Source organism: Microbacterium sp. SL62 (genome assembly GCF_026672635.1).
Taxonomy (GTDB): Bacteria; Actinomycetota; Actinomycetes; order Actinomycetales; family Microbacteriaceae; genus Microbacterium; species Microbacterium testaceum_A.
Window position 1 is genome coordinate 25,301 of the sequence record NZ_JAPPRM010000001.1, and the last position, 18,703, is coordinate 44,003.

Here is an 18,703-nt window from a genome sequence, read left to right on the forward strand (position 1 = left end):
AAGGACCCCGGATGCCATGGCATCCGGGGTCCTTCTCGTTTCAGGGTCCGAGTCTTACGCCCGGGCGCCTCGCGGCCGACGCGTCGCCCAGACCGCCGCTCCCGCGACCAGCAGGAACGTCGCCAGCAGCGCTCCCCCGAGCGGGCCCTGCGCACCGGTGGCGGCGAGCTGACCCTTCGGCACGACCGTGATCGGCAGGCGCTGGATGATCGAGCCATCCGCTGCGAAGACGACGATCGTGTGCGCGCCCGCTTCGAGGTCCGCGGGGATGCGGACGTCGAAGACGACCCGACCTGCCGCGTCGGCGACGGGGATGCCGGCGATGCGGATCGGCGTGCTGCGCAGTTCGGCGGTGACCTGCTCACCGGCCTTCAGGCCCGTCACGGTCACCCGCACCGTGCCGCCGCGCTCGACGGTCGACGTCGACACCGAGGCCGAGGGCCCAGCCGGAGACGCCGTCGGCTGCGCCGTGGGCTGCCCCGTCGGGGCGACGGTCGGGGACGGGGTCCCGGTGGGCGCGTCGCTCGGCGAGGGCGACGGGCTGCCGGTCGAGGAACCGCTGGGCGACGGCGACGGGCTCGGCTCCGGGTTCGTCTCCGTGGGGACCTCGCGCGGGGCGACGCTGGTGAGCGTCGGCTTCACGGTCTGGAAGAGCCCATCGGAGCCGATCTGGATCCGGTCGATCGTCGTCTCGCGGTTGGTCCCGCCACCGCCGGGGATCGCGAAGCGGTGGTACGCGATGTACCACTCATCGGTGCCGGGCACGTTGATGATCGAGCTGTGCGCCGGTCCGAGGATGCCCTGCGACGGATCCTTCTGCAGCAGGATGCCGCGGTAGGTCCAGGGCCCGTCGATGCTCGTCGACGTGGCGTAGCCGACGCGGTAGTCGGGAGATCCGGTGTCGTCGATCGAGTACGTCAGGTGGTACGTCCCGTCTCGGAAGTTCATGAACAGCCCCTCACGGAAGTCCGGCAGACCGGTGATCGGCTTGATCGTGCCCGCCTTGATGCTCTTCATGTCGTCGGACAGCTCGCCGTAGACGGGCTTGCCGTTGCCCCAGAACAGGTAGTACTTGCCGGTCTGAGGATCCCGGAACGCGGCCGGGTCGATCGCCTGCCCGCTATTGACGCTCTCGCCGTTGGTGATCATCGGCTGCGCCTCGGCGGTGAACGGGCCCTCGGGGCTGTTTGCGACGGCCACACCGATCATCTTGCGGTTGGCGTTCGGCTCGTGCCCGCTGAAGTAGAAGTAGTACTTCCCGCCTTTCTCGATGATCGTCGGGGCCCACGCGTTGCCGGTGGCCCAGGGGACGTTGCCCTTGGCGCCGTCGAGCGTGAGGAACGGCTTGTCCGACCGCGTCCAGTCCACGAGGTTCTTGGACTTCCAGACGTAGAAGGTGTTGCCGCCCCAGCCCGGGGTGCCGTCGGTCGTGGCGTAGATGTAGTACGTGTCGCCGAACACCGCGATGTTCGGATCGGCGTACAGCCCCGGCAGGACCGGGCTCTTCATCTCGACTGCCGTCAGCGTCCAGACCGTGTCATCCTGCCCCGCCGTCTTGAGCGTGACCGTCACCGGGGAGCTCAGGTTGCGCAGCGTCCCCGAGGCCGGGGTCGCCGTCGTCCCCGACGCGGTCGTGAAGGTCGGACGGAGCTTCGTCAGGTCGGTGCCCGGCCTCACCGGGAACGTGACCGTTCGCGTCGCCGAGTCGATGATCGGCGCGACCTTCAGGACACTGGGGTCCTGCAGGCTGACCTTCGACAGCACGCCGGGGTTCGCGGAGGCGACCTCGTCCGCACTCAGGGCCCGGTTGTAGAGCGCGAACTCGCGAACCTGCCCACGGAGCAGGTTGTCGGCGTTGTAGACCGACTTGCCGATGTAGTTGGCGAGGGTACGACCGCCGCCGATGTCGCCGGGCCGCACCGTGACGTTGGTGTTCTCCGCCACCTGCTGCCCGTCGAGGTACAGGCGTGCCGTCGACCCGCTGAGCGTGTAGGTGACGTTCACCCACCGGTCGCGCGGAAGGGCGGCCGAGGACTGCGCGTTCTGCTCGCCCGACCAGTTGCCCGTGGTGAGCGCCCCGCGCAGCTGATTGTTCCCCGTCGCGAAGAGGTAGCCGTTGCCGGTGCCGTCCTGCGCGGTGTTTCCGAACGCGTACAGGAAGTACGGGTTCTTCTGCGCGGCGTCCACGCGCATCTCGGCCTGGACCGTGATGTCGGTCGTGCCCGCGAGCACGTTGTCGGGCAGGTCGACGTAGTCGTCGGTGCCGTCGAAGGTGAGGGCGTCGGCGTTCCACACGGCGTTGCCCTTGATCTGCGCATCGCGCCCCGCACCGGAGCGGTCGTGCAGGGTCGACCCTGACCCGTCGGTGAAGTCGTACCGCAGGAGCTCGCCCTTCTCGTTGGCCGCGAGCGGCTGCGGAAGGTTCGCACGCAGGGCCGTGAGTTCGGCCTGTGTGACGGGCATGACGGTTCCGTGCCGCGGGCTGCCGGGCAGGCGGTACGAGGCCGGGACCTTCCAGTCCGGGTTGGCGATGTCGGTGGTCGCGAGGGGGATGTACCCGCGTCCGCCGTACTCGTCGACGAAGAGGTAGTACTTGTCTCCGTTGACGTCGCCGGGGTTCGACTTGAAGATGCTCGGTCCCTCGACGGCTTGCGTGCCGGCCTTCTTGCCGATGCACGAGGTGACGAGCTTCCACTGGTCGAGCGGTGCCGTCAGCACGGCCGAGCTCTCCTGGATGATGTCGCTGCACCCGGTGGTGCCGGCGCCCTCGTCCTTGGTGAAGCGCTGGTAGACGCCGTTCGCCTTGATGACGGTGGAGTCGATGCGCGACATGCCGCCCTGCCAGACCTTGGTGTCGCTGAAGGTCACGAAGTCGCGCGTGGTGGCGTACAGCATGCTGTTGGCGACGTTCGAGGTGTGGTTGGGGTCGTTCTCGGGGTAGAGCTTCGAGGCCCAGAAGACGACGTACTGGCCGAGGGACTCGTCCCAGTAGGCCTCGGGGGCCCAGGTGTTGCCCGCCGTGTCCGGCGACACCTTGACGTGGCGCTGAGCGCTCCAGGTGACGAGGTCGTGCGACTCCCACACCTCGAGGTACTTCGATCCCGTGCGCTGCGCGCGGTCCCAGTTGCCGTCGCGACCGATCGAGAGATCCGTGGCGATGAGGTAGAACGTGTCGCCCTCAGGGGAGCGGATGAGGAACGGGTCGCGAAGGCCCTTCTCACCGAAGGTCGAGGTGAGCGTCGGCTGCCCGCTGTTGAGCTCCGTCCACGACAGCGCGTTGTTACCGTTGCTCGCCGCGAAGGAGATGTTCTCTCCCGCGACGGAGTTGCCCGTGAAGTAGGCGAACGTGTACCCCTCGAAGGGCCCGATCTGCGCGGCCTTTCGGACGGTCGCGGTGAACGCTCGCGTCGAGGTGACGGCATTCTTCGTGATGGATGCCGTGAGGGTCACCGTCGCATCCGCGCTCGGTCGCGTGACGACGCCGTCGGCGGTGACCACCGAGGCATTCGAGGTCGTCCAGGTGACGGGGAGCCCCTGCGAGGTGCCCGGAAGCGTGAGGTTACCGCGGACGTCGTCGATGTTCGTGACCGCCAGCGCGCTGAGCGCGGACTGCACCGCGGCACTGTCCTCGGGGGTCTTGACCAGGCCCTTCACCTCGGTTGCGGTGAGCGCGCGGTCGTAGATGCGGAAGTCGCGGAGGCTTCCGGCCAGGCGCTTGTCGGGGGTGTAGTTGGACCGGCCGAGGTAGTTCGCCGTTGTGGTTCCGCCGCCGATCATGCTCGGCAGGGAGGTCGTGTTGGTGTTCTCGGCGATCTGGACGCCGTCGATGTACATGCGCGATGTCTTCGACGCCGCATCGAGCGTGTAGGTCAACTTCTTCCAGACCCCGCGCTCGAGGGCGGTGGTGCTCTCGGCCTTCTGCTCGGTGGTCCAGTTGCCGAGGGCGATGCCGGTGCGCGCCGGGTTGCCCGTCGAGAAGAGGTAGCCGTTTCCGTCCGGCGCCTTGGTGTTGCCGAGACCCCAGATGAAGTAGTTGCCGCTCTGCTCGGAGCGCACGATGACGTCGGTGCTGACGGTGATGGAGTCGAGGCCCTTGAGGATGTCGTTGGGCAGCTTGACGTCGTCGTCGTTTCCGTCGAGGCGGACGCCGTCAGCGCCCGTCAGGGTCGGGCCGCCTTCGAATGTGGCGTTGCGGCCGTTGCCGGAGGTGTCGCGCGCGACCGTTCCGGAGGTCTCGTCGAGGGGGTAGGAGGCGACGAGGCCCGCGTCGGCGGCGACGGCGCCGGCGATCACGGGGGCGGTGAGGGGTGCCGCGACGAGGGCGGCGATGACCGGGACGGCGAGCGTCCAGCGAGAACGGCGTCGTGGCGGCGCCGAGCGATCGTAAGGGGTCACGGGGGTGGGGTCCTCTCGTGGGTGCGTCATTGCAGGAACCGTCGTCTTCGACGGTCCTCGCATGTTAGCGCTCACACGTCCAGATCACCAGCATGGTTACGTCAACAGCCGTGGGCCCGGTTGCCCGACGGCATGTCATCACATCGCGTTTCCCGGCCAGCGCGGCATCCCGCTCCGCTGACGCTCTCGGCGCGCGGGCGGTGGGGTCTCGGGGCCGCCCCGATCACCCTAGTGCGCCGGTGGCGAGCTCGAGGTCAGCGGGAGCGGCGTGACCCGACGGGCCGTTCGACCGGCGCCGAGTCGCGCACGATGAGGCGCGTGGGCAGGGGCGTGCTCTCGCTCACCGTGTCGGGTTCTTCGACGGCCAGCAGCACCTTCTGCATGAGGATCTCGCCCAGAGCCGCGAAGTCCTGCCGCACGGTCGTCAGCGACGGGTAGAGGAACGCCGCCTCGGGGACGTCGTCGACCCCGACGACACCGACGTCCTCGGGCACCCGCAGTCCGCGTTCGCGCAGGGCCGAGAGCACACCGATCGCCATGTGGTCGTTGGCGACGAAGATGCCCTCGCCGGGGGCGATGTCGGCCTCGCTCGCGATGCGGTAACCGCTCTCGGCCGACCAGTCGCCGTGGACGAGGGCGGTCGATTCGCTGCGCGAGGACGCGAGCTCCTCGCGCCATCCGCGGATGCGCTCCACCGCGTCGGGGTTGCGAGCGGGACCGGCGATATGACGGATCGGACCGTACCCCGCCTCGCGCAGGTGCCGCACGGCGCTGCGGCCCGCGCGATACTGATCGATCGCGACGAGCCGAGGGTGCGGACGACTGGTCGTGGCCGAGGCGACGATGGGGATGTCCAGGTCGAGGGCCTGGACGGATGCCAGCACCTCGGTGTCGACGACGATGAGCACGATGGCATCCACGCGCTGTTTGAGAAGACCGTCGATCGCGGCGCGCACAGCGACCGCGTCGCTCTGCGGGGAGCTGATGGCATCCACGTTGTACCGCGCCGCGCGCGCGGCGAAGTTGAAGTTCATGGCGATCGACGAGGGACCGTAGTCGACGTTGCCCGGGGTGACCAGACCGATCGTACGGGTGCGCCGCGTCACGAGGGCGCGCGCCGCCGGCGAGGGGCTGTACCGCAGCTGGGCGATGGCCTGCTCGACGCGCGCGCGGGTGGCGGGACGCACGTTCGGCATGTTGTTGAGCACGCGCGAGACCGTCTGGTGCGAGACGCCCGCCAACCGGGCGACATCGAAGATGTTCGCCGTGCGCGCCGCTTTGTCGTCAGCCATTCGCCGCCTCACCGGGACTCTCGGGCTTGGCCACGAGAGCCAGGAGGGCATCGGGGGTGAGGTCGGCGGCGGGGACGATCTGCGCCAGGACGCCGTCGCGCATGACGGCCACCAGGTGAGCGACGCGCAGCACCTCGTCGAGCTCTGCCGAGATGTAGATGATCGAGAGTCCGTTGTCGGACAGCTCTCCCACGAGGCGCTGGATCTCGGCCTTGGCGCCGACATCGATGCCGCGCGTGGGCTCGTCGAGCACGATCACGCGGGGAGAGAGCGCGAGAAGCCGCGCGAGGAGCACCTTCTGCTGATTGCCCCCGGACAGCGTCGAGACGGGGCGATCGATGTCCGCGGGGCGGATGTGCAGCGCCTCGACCCAGCTGGTGGCGAGCTCGCGACGTCGCGCGGTGCTCATCCGGCGCAGGACGCCGCGCTGCGCCTGGAGGGCGAGGCTGATGTTGTCGAGCACGCTGAGGTCGCCGATGACCCCCTCGGTGCGCCGGTTCTCGGACGAATAGGCGATGCGACGGCTCATCGCCTCGCGCGGCGAGCCGAAGCGCACGGGAGCACCGTCGACGAACACCTCGCCCGATCCCGGGCGGTCGACCCCGGTCAGCGCTCGTGCGAGTTCACTGCGACCCGATCCGAGCAGGCCCGCGACCCCGATGACCTCACCCTCGGCGAGGTCGAGGTCGGCCTCACGTAGCCGCGGTCCGGCGGTGAGTCCGCGCGCGCTGACCACGGCCGGCCCCTCGCTGTCGTCGACGGTACGCTGCCCGAGCGGGGCGAGGACCCCCGCGGCGGCGCCCAGCATCTTCTCGACGAGATCGATCCGCAGGAGCTCGCGCGTGGCGTACTCGCCGACCAGATGGCCGCCGCGCAGCACGGTGACGCGATCGCAGATCTCGTAGACCTGATCGAGGAAGTGCGAGACGAACACCACCGCGATACCGGTGTCCTTGAGCTCGCGGATGACACGGAAGAGCTCGGCGACCTCGTCGGCGTCGAGACTCGAGGTCGGCTCGTCGAGGACGAGCACCTTCACCTCGACCGACACCGCGCGGGCGATCGCGACGAGCTGCTGCACCGCGAGCGGGTGGGACGACAGGACCGACGCCGGGTCGACGTCGACGCCGAGAGCCGCCAGGGCCGACGAGGCACGGCGGCGCATCTCGGCGTGGTCGATCATCCCCCACCGGCGGGGCTCACGTCCGAGGGAGATGTTCTCGGCCACCGTGAGGTTGGGCAGCAGATCGATCTCTTGGTAGACCGTCGAGATGCCGGCGGCCTGGGCTTCGGCCGGAGACGCCAGCCGCACCGATCGTCCCTCGATGAGGATCGCGCCGTCGTCGAGACGCAACGCCCCGGTGATCGCCTTGATCAGCGTCGACTTGCCGGCCCCGTTCTCGCCCATCAGCGAGTGGACCTCGCCGGCTCGCAGACGGAAGTCCACCCCGGACAGGGCCGCCTCGACCCCGAAACGCACCGACGCCCCGCGCACCTCGAGGAGGGGCGGGGCGACGGCGGCGGGCATGGGGTCCATCATGCCCGCGACGGAGCGAGAGCGCTAACACCGCCGCGGAGCATGTTTCGCGCCGCCGCGGGTGAAGGCCTCACCTGCTGAGGGCGGAGCGCGAGACGATCACGCGCTGCACGACGACGAACAGCAGCAGCAGGGCGCCGACGGTGATGCGCGTCCACGACTGCTCCGCACCCGAGAACGAGATGATCGTGCGGATGAGTCCGTACACGAAGACGCCGATCATCGATCCGATGACGAATCCGCTGCCGCCGGTCAGGAGGGTGCCGCCGATGACCACCGCGGCGATCGTGTCGAGCTCGGTGCCCACACCGTTCAGCGGGTAGCCGGCGCCGGAGTACGCGGTCAGGACGATCCCTGCCAGACCCGCGCACACCCCGCTGATGACGTAGACCGACAGCTTCGCGCGGACGACGGGGAGTCCCATGAGGCGAGCCGACTGCTCGTTGCCGCCGACGGCGTAGACCGTGCGGCCGAAGCGCGTGTAGCGCAGCACGAACGCGGCGAGAGCGACGGTCAGCAGAGCGATGATCCCGGTGGGCGTGATGTACCACCCCGCGAACGAGAAGCGCGTCGACTGGAGCCACAGCAGACCCTCGTTGTCGACCTTGATCGATTCGAGGCTGACGACGAAGGCGAGACCGCGAGCGAGGAACATGCCGATCAGCGAGGCGATGAACGGCTGCACGTCGAAGAACTGCACCAGGATGCCGATGAGCAGGCCGATCGCCGCGCCGATGAGCACCATCGCGGGGATCGCCACCGCGACCGGCACGCCGTCGCCGAGCATCTTCGCGCAGAGGATGCCGGTGAAGGCCATGACCGCACCGACCGAGAGGTCGATGCCGCCGGTGAGGATGACGAACGTCATTCCCACCGCGAGGACGAGCAGGTACGCGTTGTCGAGCAGGATCGACGACATGATGCGGTTCAGCTGGAAGTTCGGGAAGTACCACATCGCTCCCGCGATCATCACGACCAGGATGATCACCGCGGCGAAGACCGGTACCCACGAGATGTGACGGCTGAGGAAGCGGCGGTACGAGACCGCGGACGACGACGTCGAGCGTCGTTCTTCAGTGAGAGTGGCCATCAGGACAGCACCTTTGCGTCAGGACGTCGGGTGATCGGACGGAGAGCACTGCGCCCCGCCGTGTGGAAGTACGCGCGGAAGCGACGCGACTGCAGCAGCACGACGATGAGCACGGCCGCGGCCATGAACACCGGGCTGACCGCCGGGGGGACGCCGAGGAACGTGATGGTGCTCTTCAGCGTCTGGATCGTGAAGACGCCCACGACCGTGCCGGCGAGACTGAACTTGCCGCCCGCGAGGGAGGTTCCGCCCAGAACGACCGCGAGGATGGCATCCAATTCGATGTACAGACCCGCCGCGTTGGCGTCGGCGGCCATGATGTTCGAGCTGTAGAGGATGCCCGCGATACCGGCGAGAGCGCCGCTGGCGATGTAGGCGCCCCAGATGATGCCGCGCGAACGGACCCCCGCGAGTCGGCTGGCCTCAGGATTGATGCCCACCGCCTCGGTCAGCATGCCGAGGGCCGTTCGACGCTCGAGCACGCCGACCACGATCACCGCGAAGATCGCGACGAAGAACGCGAAGGGGAGCCCCAGGACGTATCCGCCGGCGATGAACTTGTAGGGATCGCTGTTGATGGTGGTGATGAAGCCGCCCGTGATGAGCAGGGCGACGCCGCGACCGGCGAGCATCAGCACGAGCGTGGCGATGATCGGTTGGATGCCGAGCACCGACACGAGGAAGCCGTTCCAAACTCCGAGGAGCAGGGCCACGCCGACGGCCGCGGCGATCGCCGTGAATACGACGCCGAGGTTGCCGGGGTCGGGCGAGGCCTCGATGACCGTGAGGGCGACGGCACCCGAGACAGCCATGATCGCGCCGACCGAGAGGTCGATGCCCCGGGTGGCGATGACCAGGGTCATGCCGAGGGCGACGAGCATGAGCGGCGCGCTGTTGCGCAGGATGTCGATCAGCGACCCGTAGAACTGACCGTTCTGCATGGTGATGCTGAGGAAGGACGGCCGCGAGATCGTGTTGATGGCGATGAGCGCGAGCAGAGCCGCGATCGGCCACACGAGGCGGTGGGTGAGGAATTTCTTCATGCGATCTTCTCCCGATCGGACGACAGTGTCTCGGGTGCGGTGTGCGACGCGGCTGCGGCCGATTCGGGCTGCCCCTCGGCGATGTAGGCCACGAGCGCGTCGAGGTCGACGTCGCGGGTGGCCAATTCGCCGATCTTACGACGGTCGCGCAGAACGGCCACGCGCTGCGCGAGGCGCAGCACTTCTTCGAGCTCGGACGAGATGAAGATGACCGCGAGGCCCTTCTCGGCGAGCTCGGCGACCTTGCGCTGGATGTCGGCCTTCGCGCCGACGTCGATGCCACGCGTGGGCTCGTCGAGGATGAGCAGCTCGGGAGCGGTCGCCAGCCAGCGCGCCAGGAGCACCTTCTGCTGATTGCCGCCCGAGAGGTTGCGGATGAGGGCGTTGGGGTCGGCGGGGCGCACGCCGAGGGCCGTGATGTACTCCTCGACGACGGCCTGCTTCTCTGCGGCGCTGATCTTGCGCAGGGCGCCGCGGCGCGCCTGGATGCCGAGCACGATGTTCTCGGCGACGGTCAGGTCGCCCACGATGCCCTCGGCGCGACGGTCCTCCGACGAGAACGCGATGCCGCGGTCGAGAGCGTGCCGCGGCGACCCGGTGCGCGCCCCGGAGCCCGACACCTGGACGGTGCCGTCGTCGGGACGATCCGCACCGGCGATGAGGCGGGCGAGCTCGGTGCGGCCGGAACCCAGGAGCCCGGCCAACCCCACGACCTCGCCCGGGTAGACGTCGAGGTCCACGGGCTCGAGGGCGTTCTTCCGCCCGAGCGAGAGGGTGCGCAGCACCGGTGTTCCCGTGCGGTCGATCGAGCGTTCGGCGCTGGCCGAGATGGCATCCAGCTCTCCGAGCTCGCGGCCGATCATCTTCGCCACGAGTTGTTCGCGGCCCAGTTCCGCGACGGGGTACTCCCCCACCAGGGTGCCGTTGCGCAGCACCGTAAGGCGGTCGGAGATCTCGTAGATCTGGTCGAGGAAGTGCGAGACGAAGAGAATGGCCACGCCGCGGTCGCGCAGATCGCGGACCACGCCGAACAGCTGCTCGACCTCGCCGCGGTCGAGGCTCGAGGTGGGTTCGTCGAGCACGAGCACCTTCGTGTCGACCACCATGGCACGGCTGATCGCGACCAACTGCTGCACGGCGATCGAGTGGCTGGCGAGGATCGATCGGGTGTCGATGTGCACGCCCAGCTCGGCGAGGTAGGTGGCGGCCGCGGCGTGCGTGGCCTTCCAGTCGACCATGCCGGCGCGTCGGATCTCGTTGCCGAGCATGACGTTCTCACCGACGGTGAGGTTCTGGCAGAGGTTGACCTCTTGATAGACGGTGGCGATTCCCGCGGCCTGGGCATCGGCGGTGGCCCGGAACTGTCGCTCGGTCCCTTCGACGCGGATGACGCCGTCGTCGATCCCGTAGACGCCGGTCAGGGCCTTGATGAGAGTGGACTTTCCGGCGCCGTTCTCTCCCATGAGGGAGTGGACTTCGCCGGCGTAGAGGGTGAAGTCGACGCCGTCGAGCGCCTTCACACCGGGGAACTGGATGCTGATGCCGCGCATCTCCACCACGGCTGCCCGTTCGGAGGTCGTCGCGGCGGCCCGTTCGGATGTCATTGTCGATCGCTTTCTCGGATCGGGAGCGTGCGGGGCCGGTGAGTACCGACCCCGCACGCCGGGGAGGATGTTCCGTCGATGCCGGGGCGATCGGACGGGGTGTCGCCGAGGGGAGTCGGCGACGGATCCCTGCGGATCAGTAGGGGCGGCTGTCCAGGACCTTCTTGGCCTGCTCCTGGTCGAACGCCTGGTCCTCGACGATGTAGCTCTTGTCGACGGATTCGCCGGCGACGACCTTCTTGACGACCTCGGCGGTCTTCTCACCGAGGAGCGGGTTGCACTCGACGATGTAGTTGAACTCGCCGTTCGAGAGGGCGGTCATGCCGTCCTTCACCGCGTCGATCGTGACGATCTTGATGTCGGTGCCGGGCTTGAGGCCGGCGGCCTTGATCGCCTCGAGGGCGCCGAGGCCCATGTCGTCGTTGTGGGCGAAGAGCAGGTTGATCTGCGAGCCGTACTTCTGGAGGAAGCCCTCCATGACCGTCTTGCCATCGGCGCGGGTGAAGTTGCCGGTCTGCGAGTCGAGGACCTTGATGTCGGTGCCCTTGATCGCGTCGTTGAAGCCGGTGGCGCGGTCGGTGGCAGCGGACGAACCGGTGGTGCCCTCGAGGACGACCATGTTGGTGGGCGTGGTGCCGAAGTTGTCGGCGACCCACTTGCCGGCGGTCTCGCCCTCCTTCTTGAAGTCGAGGCCGATCCAGCTGGCGTAGAGGTCCTCGGATGCCGAGACCGTGCGGTCCTCGAGGATGACGGGGATGTTGGCGTCCTTGGCTTCCTTGAGGACGTCGTCCCAGCCGTCGCTCACGATGGGTGCGAGGACGATCGCGTCGACGCCCTGGTTGATGAAGCTGCGGACGGCGGCGATCTGCGCCTCGGGCTTGTTGTCGGCCGCGTTGAAGACGAGGTTGAAGCCGTTGGCCTCGCTGAACGCCTCCTTCATCGACTCGGTGTTGGCGCTGCGCCATCCGCTCTCGGAACCGGTCTGGGCGAAGCCGACCGTGATCTTGTCGCCGCTGCCGCCGCCGGCGTTTCCGCCGCCGCCCGCTCCGGCGCAGCCGGTGGCCGTGAACGCGATCGCGCCGACGAGCGCGATGCCCGCGATGATCTTGTTCGCCTTCATGATGAAACCTCCTCGTTTCGCCGGCTCCGATGCCGGTCATGTGATGCAGCCCCTCGGGTGAGCCGTGTGTGAATGTTAGCGCTCACAGACCACGCCATGTCAAGCAATTCGGGGCCGCAAAAGATCACGGATTGATAAATGTGAAGCCTCACACAGAGAAGATCGCCACGGACGTGATCGCTTAGAGCGTTTCGCCGTGTTGCGCCCACGGGGCCTTCGCACCGCGCGAGCGCCTACCGTCGTATTCATGACTTCGCTTCCGCACGGCGCCCCCGAGAGCACCCCCGCCATCGGCACCTCCGTCTCGGCGGACGACTTCAAGAGGGCCTTCCGCGGCCACCCCGGCGGCATCGCCGTCATCACCGCGTTCGGCGAGAACGGCCCCGTCGCGCTCACCGCCTCGTCGGTGTCGTCGGTGAGCGCCGACCCGCCGCTGCTGATCTTCTCGGTGTCGGCGCTGTCGTCGGCGACGCCCACGATCATCGCGGCGGACACGATCGTGGTGCACCTGCTCGACGCGGAGGACATCTCGCTCGCTCGCGCGGGGGCCACCAGCGGCCTCGATCGCTTCGCGGACACCTCGACGTGGTCGCGGCTGCCCACCGGCGAGCCGGTCTACCACGGCGTGCGCGCGTGGCTCCGGTGCAAGGTCGTCAGCAGAATGGATGCCGGCGGCTCGACGGTCATCGCCGCTCAAGCCCTGCAGGTCGACGTCGAACGCGACCTCGAGCCCGGCGAATCCGGTGCCGCGCTGGTCTACCACAACCGCGCCTGGCACCGCCTCGGCGAGCACTCGCGCCTCGACGACTGACGCACGGGGTCACGCGCCCAGATCACCCGCGAGGCGCGAGCCGATCCGCGATTCGCCGTCGTCTCGCGCAGCGCCCGTCATCTCGACGGCGCGCTACACGGCCCTCAGCTCGTGACGATCTCCACCACGGCGGAGCCGCCGTCCCGTGCGACGACGCGCGAGACGCAGCAGCACATCTTCGAGCGGGCGTCCTTCTGGCGCTCGCTGTAGAACACGTCCCGGTGGTCGATGTCGCCCGCGAGGCCGACGACGCGGACCTCGCAGAGACCGCACTCCCCCTTGCGGCAGTCCCACATCATGTCGGCGCCGGCACCTTCGAGAGCCTCGAGCATCGACTGATTCGGACGGACGCGCGCCTCGATGCCGCTCGCCGGCACGCGGACGACGAACTCCTGCGCCTCGAACCAGCCGCTGTTGCCGAAGGTCTCCATGCGAAGATCCGCGATGGGGCGCCCCTGCGTCATCCACTCCCGCCGGATGGCATCCATCAGGCGGATCGGCCCGCAGACGTACACCTCCGTCCCCACCGCGATGCCGTCGACGAGGTCGGGGATCGACAGCGACGTGCCCTCGTCGCGCACATGCAGCCGCAGTCGCTCGCCGTGCGCCTCGCGCAGGTCGTCGACGTAGGCCATGAGCGGTCGACTACGACCGGCGTAGAGCAGCCGGTAGTCGGCCCGCCGGTCGCGCAGACGCGCGGCCATGCCCACCATCGCGGTGATGCCCACGCCGCCGGCGATCAGCACGTAGCGGTCGGCGCCGGGCCGGAGGGGGAAGTCGTTCAGCGGCTGGGTCAGCTCCAGCCGGTCCCCCGGCGCGAGGGCGTTCATCACCGCCGCGCCTCCGCGGCTCACCGGCGACGTGTAGACGCTCAGGGCGATGCGGCGGCCGCCGTCGGTGGCATCCACGATCGAATACGACCGGCGGTCCTGCTCACCCGCGATGGTCAGACGCACGTCGACGTGTGCGCCGGGACTCACCGGCGCGGGCTGGTCGACGTCGATCTCGATGCGGCGGATCTCGGGCGTGAGGGCACGGGATGCCGCGACGGTGCCGTACTGCCAGACCTCGGTGCGCGAGACCGCCACCTCAGCGCACCACCTGCGCGCCCGCACGCGGTGCCGGGGCGTGATCGCGACCCTCGGCGAGCAGCATCCGCTCGAGGATCCGGCGCACCCACATGCCGCCCGCGTCGATGTTCAGGCTGTAGAACTCGTAATCGGGATTGGCGTCGATCGCGGCCTGCTGGGCGGCGAGCATCGCCTCGTCTTCTCCGAACACGCCGTGCACGCCGTCGCGCAGTTGCGTCGTGATGAGTTGGCTGTCGAGTCGGTAGTTGCGCTGGAACGACCAGAAGTAGTGGCTCGAGCGCGCGGTCTCGGGCGTGATGGTGTTCATCACGTAGCCGTTGACCCCCTGCGACCGGTCGCCCTCGGGCGCACCCGTGCCGGCCTTGGCGACGCCGACGTCGATGCAGATGGTCGACGGCGCCTCGAAGTGGATGATCTGCCAGCGGTCGACGCGCCCCTCGAAGCCGGGGAACTTGTCCCTCATGTTCTTCAGCCAGAAGGGCGGGGCCTCGATGTCGTGCATCCAGCGCTCGACCGTCACCGTGGTGTCGGTGTGGCTGGTGACGAACTCGCTCTCACTGAGCTCCTTCTGGCCGATGCTGCTCGAGTGCACGAACTCCTCGTGGGTGAGGTCCATCAGGTTGTCGAGGACGAGCTGGTAGTTGCACGGGGCGTGGATCGTCAGGCCGTCGCCGGTCCAGGCGGCATCCGTCATCTGGTGCATGTCGGGGATGAGGTCGGGGTCGGCCAGCGCCGGGTCGCCCACCCACACCCACACGTAGCGATATCGGTCGACGACCGGGAACGAGGGGACGAGGGCGCTCGGGTTGATCGTCTCCTGCGCGGGCATCGAGGTGCAGCGGCCCCGGGCGTCGTAGGTGATGCCGTGGTACGGGCAGCGGATGTCTTCGGGGCCGACCAGAGCGCCCTGCGACAGCGGTGCGAGGCGATGCCAGCACGCATCGGCGAGGGCGACGGCTCGACCGTCCTCGGTCCGATAGAGCGCCAAGGGCCGGCCCGCGACCGTGCGCGCGAGGATCTTCTTGCGTCCGACCTCGTGATCCCACGCGGCGACGTACCAGGCGTTGCGCGGGTGGTCGAGCAGCTTGGCGGCCACGGTCTGTTGCATCGGAACTCCCTCGTCCACTCACTATCGGGATAGTTATAGCCGAGAAGATACGGTGGATGCCGAGCATCCGCAAGCACCCCGAGGAGTCGCCCATGAGCCTGCGGTACGCCCTGCTGGCCCTCTTGACCGCGCACCCCATGACCGGTTACGACCTGGCCAAGGCCTTCCACGTGTCGGTCGGGCACGTCTGGCACGCGCCCGACTCGCAGATCTACCCCGAGCTCAAGCGCATGGTCGCCGACGGGCTGCTGCGCGACGAGTCGGTCCCGTGGGGGGCGAGCTCCACGAAGACGCAGTACACCGTCACCGACGAGGGGGTCGACGCCTTCCGGGCGTGGATGGACGGACCCATCGAATACGCGAGGGAACGCGACCCCGCGCACCTGCGCGCCGCGTACTTCGAGTGGGCCGATCCCGACGTCGCCCGCCGACACCTGCACGAGCACATCGCCCAGTACGAGCTGCGCCGCGCACAATGGCAGTCCCAGCTGGATGCCATCCGGAGGCGCTCGCACCCGATCCTCGCGCGCCGGCTCCAAACCGACGCCCGCCACGACCCCGACGCGGTGGTGGCGTTCAAGGTGTTCACCTACGAGGGATTCCTCGACCGTGCCGAGGGCGAGATCGCCTGGGCGCGCCACGGCCTCGACCTGCTCGACCGTCTGCACCCGCGCGACTGAGCGTCGGGCATGGCGTCGCCCCGGGGCGCGGGGCGGCTCGGATGCGTCGCAAGTGGCGTCGTCACTCCCCGCCGGGGAAGGCGACCACCCGCAGCAGGCGCGCCAACTCGGCGCGGTCGGCGCTCGAGAGCCCCGCGTGAGCGCGACGTTCGCCCGCCTCGACGTCGGCCTGCGCGCGCCGGTAGAGCGAACGCCCGGCGAGCGTGGCGGCCACGACGTTGGCCCGCCGATCCCGCGGGTCGGGCTCGCGCGTGACGAGACCGCGACGCTCGAGATCGTCGATGAGGGCGACCACCTGACTCGGATCCAGGCGCAGGAAGGCGGCGAGCTCACGCTGCGAGGGCCGACCGCCGGTCACCGCGAGCGCGAGGACGGAGTAGGAGCGCACCTTGAGTTCGTGCGCGGCGAGGGCCTCGTTGGCCGCCGCCTGCGAGACGGCCGAGGCCCGCGCGAGGAGGAAGCCGAGGTCGTCGGCGAGGGGCGAGTGCTCCAGGCGCGACGAGCCCGAGGGATCGTCGGGGGCCACGGAGGTCATGCCGCAAGTGTAGCGAAGAGCAATCATTGACATTTTCAACGATTGGATGCCACGATGTCACCGATCGAAGGAGTCACCATGACGCTCACCGGCAAAGTCGCCATCGTCACCGGTTCGGGCCGCGGCCTAGGCCTCGCCTACGCCCAGGAGCTCGCCCGCCAGGGGGCGGCCGTCGTCATCAACGACGTGGACGCCGCCACCGCCGACGCCGCGGTGAAGACCATCGTCGATGCGGGCGGCCAGGCGGTCGCAGTGGTCGCGCCGGTCGGACCCACCGAGACCGCCGACGCCCTCGTCGCCGCCGCCGTCGACGCCTACGGCCGACTCGACATCCTCGTCACCAACGCCGGCGTCCTGCGCGACACCGTGCTGTGGAAGATGAGCGACGACGACTTCGACACGGTGATCGGCGTGCACCTGCGAGGGACCTTCACCACGGTGCGCGCCGCGGCGACCTACATGCGGCAGAACGAGATCGCCGGGCGGATCATCTGCATCGGCTCGCCCACCGGTCAGCGCGGCAACTTCGGCCAGACGAACTACGCGGCGGCCAAGGCCGGAATCGTCGGCATGGTGCGCACCTGGGCCCTCGAACTCAAGAAGGCCGGGATCGCCGTCAACGCGGTCATCCCCGTCGCCGCCACCGCCATGACCGCGACGGTGCCCTACTTCGCCGCGGCCGTCGAGGCGGAGGCAGCGGGAGAGCCCATGCCCGCCTTCTTCCGACGCGACCTGGGTTTCGGCACCTCGGACGATGTCGCGGGGCTCATCGCCTTCCTCGCCTCCGACGCGGCAGCCGGGGTGAGCGGCCAGGCGATCGGCATCGGCGGTGACCGCCTGCAGCTGTGGTCGCACCCCGAGCCCGTCGCCACCGTCTATCGCGACGGCGGCTGGACCGCCGAAGCCCTCGCCGCGGGCTTCGCCGAGGCCGTCGGCGACCTGCAGAGCGTGGGCGAGCGCTTCCCGGCCCTCCCCGTCGAGCTCCAGCGCCCGGCTGCCACCGCGTGACGACCGTGGCCCACTACGAACCCGCCATCGACGTCGGGGCACTGACGGCGATCGACGTGCACGTGCACGTCGAGGTCGACGGGCACGGGCACACCTCGCTTCCCGATGATCTCGCCGCGGCCGCGAGTCGCTACTTCGCGACCGACGCCGCGCGACCCGACCTCGACAGCATCGCGGCGTACTACCGCGAGCGCTCGATGGCGGCAGTGGTCTTCACGGTCGATGCCGAGGGCAATCTCGACCACCCGCCCCTCTCGAGCGCCGACATCGCCGCGGGCGCGGCTCGCCACAACGACGTGCTCATCCCGTTCGGCTCCGTCGACCCGAACCGCGCGGATGCCGTGGAGCGCGCTCGGCGCCTCATCGAGGAGTCCGGCGTGCGGGGGTTCAAGTTCCACCCCACCGTGCAGAGATTCGACCCGAGCAACGAGCGGCACTACCCGCTGTACGAGACGCTGCAGACGGCGGGGGTCGTCGCCCTGTTCCACACGGGACAGACGGGCATCGGCGCGGGAATGAAGGGCGGCCGGGGTCTGCGCCTGGGACTGTCGAACCCCATGCTGCTCGACGGCGTCGCAGCCGACTTCGGCGACCTGCAGATCATCATGGCCCACCCCTCGGTGCCGTGGCAGGACGAAGCGATCTCGGTGGCCACGCACAAGCACAACACCTGGATCGACCTGTCGGGATGGAGCCCGAAGTACTTTCCCGCGCAGCTCGTTCGCGCCGCGAACTCCTTCCTGCGGGACCGCGTCCTCTTCGGATCCGACTTCCCGCTGCTCACGCCCGACCGCTGGCTGCGCGACGTCGGGCAGACCACCCTCAAGCCCGAGGTCATGCCCGGCATCGTCCGCGACAACGCCGCGCGCCTGCTCGGCCTGACCACCCCCTTCAAGGAGCACTCATGAGCACCACCGTCTCGTACGACGACATCGCCGGTCTCGCCGGCACCGATCTCGGCTGGTCGGAGTGGCTCGAGGTCACGCAGGACCGCGTGGACCTCTTCGCCGACGCCACCGACGACCACCAGTGGATCCACACCGACCCCGAGCGCGCGATGGACGGCCCCTTCGGCGGCGCCATCGCCCACGGATTCTTGAGTCTTTCGCTCGCGGTGACGTTCTGGACCGAGCTGCTCGACGTCGCCGGCGTGACCACGAAGGTCAATTACGGCCTCGACAAGGTGCGGTTCATCTCACCGGTGAAGGTCGGAGCCCGCGTGCGCATGAACGCCGTCATCGCCGAGGTCACCGAGATCGCCGGGGGCTACCAGCTCGCCGTCGACCAGACGATCCAGGTCGACGGCGGCGGCAAGCCCGCCGTGGTCGCGCGCGGCCTCTACCGCTTCTACGCCTGAGGGGAGGGGCCCGGCCCCTCCCCCCCCCTCCA

General features: G+C 69.1%; 15 protein-coding genes. 5 read left to right on the forward strand and 10 right to left on the reverse strand.

Translation table 11 applies throughout. The annotated features are described in order from the left end of the window. Positions 1 to 54: 54 nt before the first annotated feature. The 7 genes from OVA26_RS00105 to OVA26_RS00135 all read right to left on the reverse strand — a co-directional run bounded on the left by OVA26_RS00105 (position 55) and on the right by OVA26_RS00135 (position 12,081). Entirely contained in the window at positions 55 to 4,395 is a 4,341-nt protein-coding gene (locus tag OVA26_RS00105) for a family 43 glycosylhydrolase (RefSeq protein WP_268102406.1), read from the reverse strand. Between the two features lie 254 nt (positions 4,396 to 4,649). Beyond that, positions 4,650 to 5,687: a LacI family DNA-binding transcriptional regulator gene (locus OVA26_RS00110; RefSeq protein ID WP_268102408.1), complete on the reverse strand. Its 1,038-nt coding sequence runs from the start codon at positions 5,685 to 5,687 to the stop codon at positions 4,650 to 4,652. Further along, positions 5,680 to 7,224, reverse strand: coding sequence for a sugar ABC transporter ATP-binding protein (locus tag OVA26_RS00115; protein ID WP_268104836.1), 1,545 nt, complete (start codon positions 7,222 to 7,224; stop codon positions 5,680 to 5,682). Before OVA26_RS00115 ends, OVA26_RS00110 begins: the two co-directional genes overlap by 8 nt. Positions 7,225 to 7,294: 70 nt before the next feature. Continuing rightward, complete coding sequence (locus tag OVA26_RS00120; protein ID WP_056224301.1) at positions 7,295 to 8,314, reverse strand: ABC transporter permease subunit; 1,020 nt, start codon at positions 8,312 to 8,314, stop codon at positions 7,295 to 7,297. Then, the gene (locus OVA26_RS00125; protein WP_056224302.1) at positions 8,314 to 9,357 is read right to left on the reverse strand and encodes an ABC transporter permease; all 1,044 of its coding nucleotides are present in this window, start codon (positions 9,355 to 9,357) and stop codon (positions 8,314 to 8,316) included. The genes OVA26_RS00120 and OVA26_RS00125 overlap by 1 nt, the downstream gene beginning before the upstream one ends. Beyond that, entirely contained in the window at positions 9,354 to 10,961 is a 1,608-nt protein-coding gene (locus OVA26_RS00130; RefSeq protein WP_268102409.1) for a sugar ABC transporter ATP-binding protein, read from the reverse strand. Before OVA26_RS00130 ends, OVA26_RS00125 begins: the two co-directional genes overlap by 4 nt. A 136-nt stretch (positions 10,962 to 11,097) precedes the next feature. Then, positions 11,098 to 12,081 (reverse strand): ABC transporter substrate-binding protein, encoded by a 984-nt coding sequence (locus OVA26_RS00135; protein ID WP_056224306.1) that lies wholly within the window; start codon positions 12,079 to 12,081, stop codon positions 11,098 to 11,100. A gap of 247 nt (positions 12,082 to 12,328) precedes the next feature. Between OVA26_RS00135 and OVA26_RS00140 the strand changes: the two genes are divergently transcribed. Continuing rightward, positions 12,329 to 12,892, forward strand: coding sequence for a flavin reductase family protein (locus OVA26_RS00140; RefSeq protein WP_056224308.1), 564 nt, complete (start codon positions 12,329 to 12,331; stop codon positions 12,890 to 12,892). Positions 12,893 to 12,996: 104 nt separating this feature from the next. Here OVA26_RS00140 and OVA26_RS00145 read toward each other — a convergent pair whose 3' ends face one another. Then, positions 12,997 to 13,980, reverse strand: coding sequence for a PDR/VanB family oxidoreductase (locus OVA26_RS00145; protein WP_268102411.1), 984 nt, complete (start codon positions 13,978 to 13,980; stop codon positions 12,997 to 12,999). 1 nt (position 13,981) lies between these two features. Beyond that, on the reverse strand, positions 13,982 to 15,091 hold the full coding sequence (locus OVA26_RS00150; RefSeq protein WP_268102412.1) for an aromatic ring-hydroxylating dioxygenase subunit alpha: 1,110 nt from the start codon (positions 15,089 to 15,091) through the stop codon (positions 13,982 to 13,984). 56 nt (positions 15,092 to 15,147) lie between these two features. Between OVA26_RS00150 and OVA26_RS00155 the strand changes: the two genes are divergently transcribed. Next, a complete protein-coding gene (locus OVA26_RS00155) occupies positions 15,148 to 15,771 on the forward strand; it encodes a PadR family transcriptional regulator (RefSeq protein WP_326493347.1) in 624 nt (207 codons plus the stop codon). Between the two features lie 61 nt (positions 15,772 to 15,832). On the opposite strand, the gene OVA26_RS00160 is transcribed toward OVA26_RS00155, so the two are convergent. After that, entirely contained in the window at positions 15,833 to 16,306 is a 474-nt protein-coding gene (locus OVA26_RS00160; protein WP_074694782.1) for a MarR family winged helix-turn-helix transcriptional regulator, read from the reverse strand. 78 nt (positions 16,307 to 16,384) lie between these two features. Between OVA26_RS00160 and OVA26_RS00165 the strand changes: the two genes are divergently transcribed. From OVA26_RS00165 to OVA26_RS00175, 3 genes are read left to right on the forward strand one after another with little or no spacing between them, the layout of a single operon-like run. Then, positions 16,385 to 17,314 (forward strand): SDR family oxidoreductase, encoded by a 930-nt coding sequence (locus OVA26_RS00165; protein ID WP_268102414.1) that lies wholly within the window; start codon positions 16,385 to 16,387, stop codon positions 17,312 to 17,314. 5 nt (positions 17,315 to 17,319) lie between these two features. Beyond that, complete coding sequence (locus tag OVA26_RS00170; protein ID WP_268104838.1) at positions 17,320 to 18,222, forward strand: amidohydrolase family protein; 903 nt, start codon at positions 17,320 to 17,322, stop codon at positions 18,220 to 18,222. Continuing rightward, positions 18,219 to 18,671: a MaoC family dehydratase gene (locus OVA26_RS00175; protein WP_268102416.1), complete on the forward strand. Its 453-nt coding sequence runs from the start codon at positions 18,219 to 18,221 to the stop codon at positions 18,669 to 18,671. The genes OVA26_RS00170 and OVA26_RS00175 overlap by 4 nt, the downstream gene beginning before the upstream one ends. The last annotated feature ends 32 nt before the right edge of the window (positions 18,672 to 18,703 follow it).

Bases quoted from the DNA above. Each gene is read 5' to 3' on its own strand.
- OVA26_RS00115 (WP_268104836.1), bottom strand. From the start codon at position 7,224: ATGGACCCCATGCCCGCCGCCGTCGCCCCGCCCCTCCTCGAGGTGCGC.
- OVA26_RS00110 (WP_268102408.1), bottom strand. From the start codon at position 5,687: ATGGCTGACGACAAAGCGGCGCGCACGGCGAACATCTTCGATGTCGCC.
- OVA26_RS00175 (WP_268102416.1), top strand. From the start codon at position 18,219: ATGAGCACCACCGTCTCGTACGACGACATCGCCGGTCTCGCCGGCACC.
- OVA26_RS00125 (WP_056224302.1), bottom strand. From the start codon at position 9,357: ATGAAGAAATTCCTCACCCACCGCCTCGTGTGGCCGATCGCGGCTCTG.
- OVA26_RS00155 (WP_326493347.1), top strand. From the start codon at position 15,148: ATGCCGAGCATCCGCAAGCACCCCGAGGAGTCGCCCATGAGCCTGCGG.
- OVA26_RS00165 (WP_268102414.1), top strand. From the start codon at position 16,385: ATGACGCTCACCGGCAAAGTCGCCATCGTCACCGGTTCGGGCCGCGGC.
- OVA26_RS00160 (WP_074694782.1), bottom strand. From the start codon at position 16,306: ATGACCTCCGTGGCCCCCGACGATCCCTCGGGCTCGTCGCGCCTGGAG.
- OVA26_RS00120 (WP_056224301.1), bottom strand. From the start codon at position 8,314: ATGGCCACTCTCACTGAAGAACGACGCTCGACGTCGTCGTCCGCGGTC.
- OVA26_RS00135 (WP_056224306.1), bottom strand. From the start codon at position 12,081: ATGAAGGCGAACAAGATCATCGCGGGCATCGCGCTCGTCGGCGCGATC.
- OVA26_RS00130 (WP_268102409.1), bottom strand. From the start codon at position 10,961: ATGACATCCGAACGGGCCGCCGCGACGACCTCCGAACGGGCAGCCGTG.
- OVA26_RS00140 (WP_056224308.1), top strand. From the start codon at position 12,329: ATGACTTCGCTTCCGCACGGCGCCCCCGAGAGCACCCCCGCCATCGGC.
- OVA26_RS00150 (WP_268102412.1), bottom strand. From the start codon at position 15,091: ATGCAACAGACCGTGGCCGCCAAGCTGCTCGACCACCCGCGCAACGCC.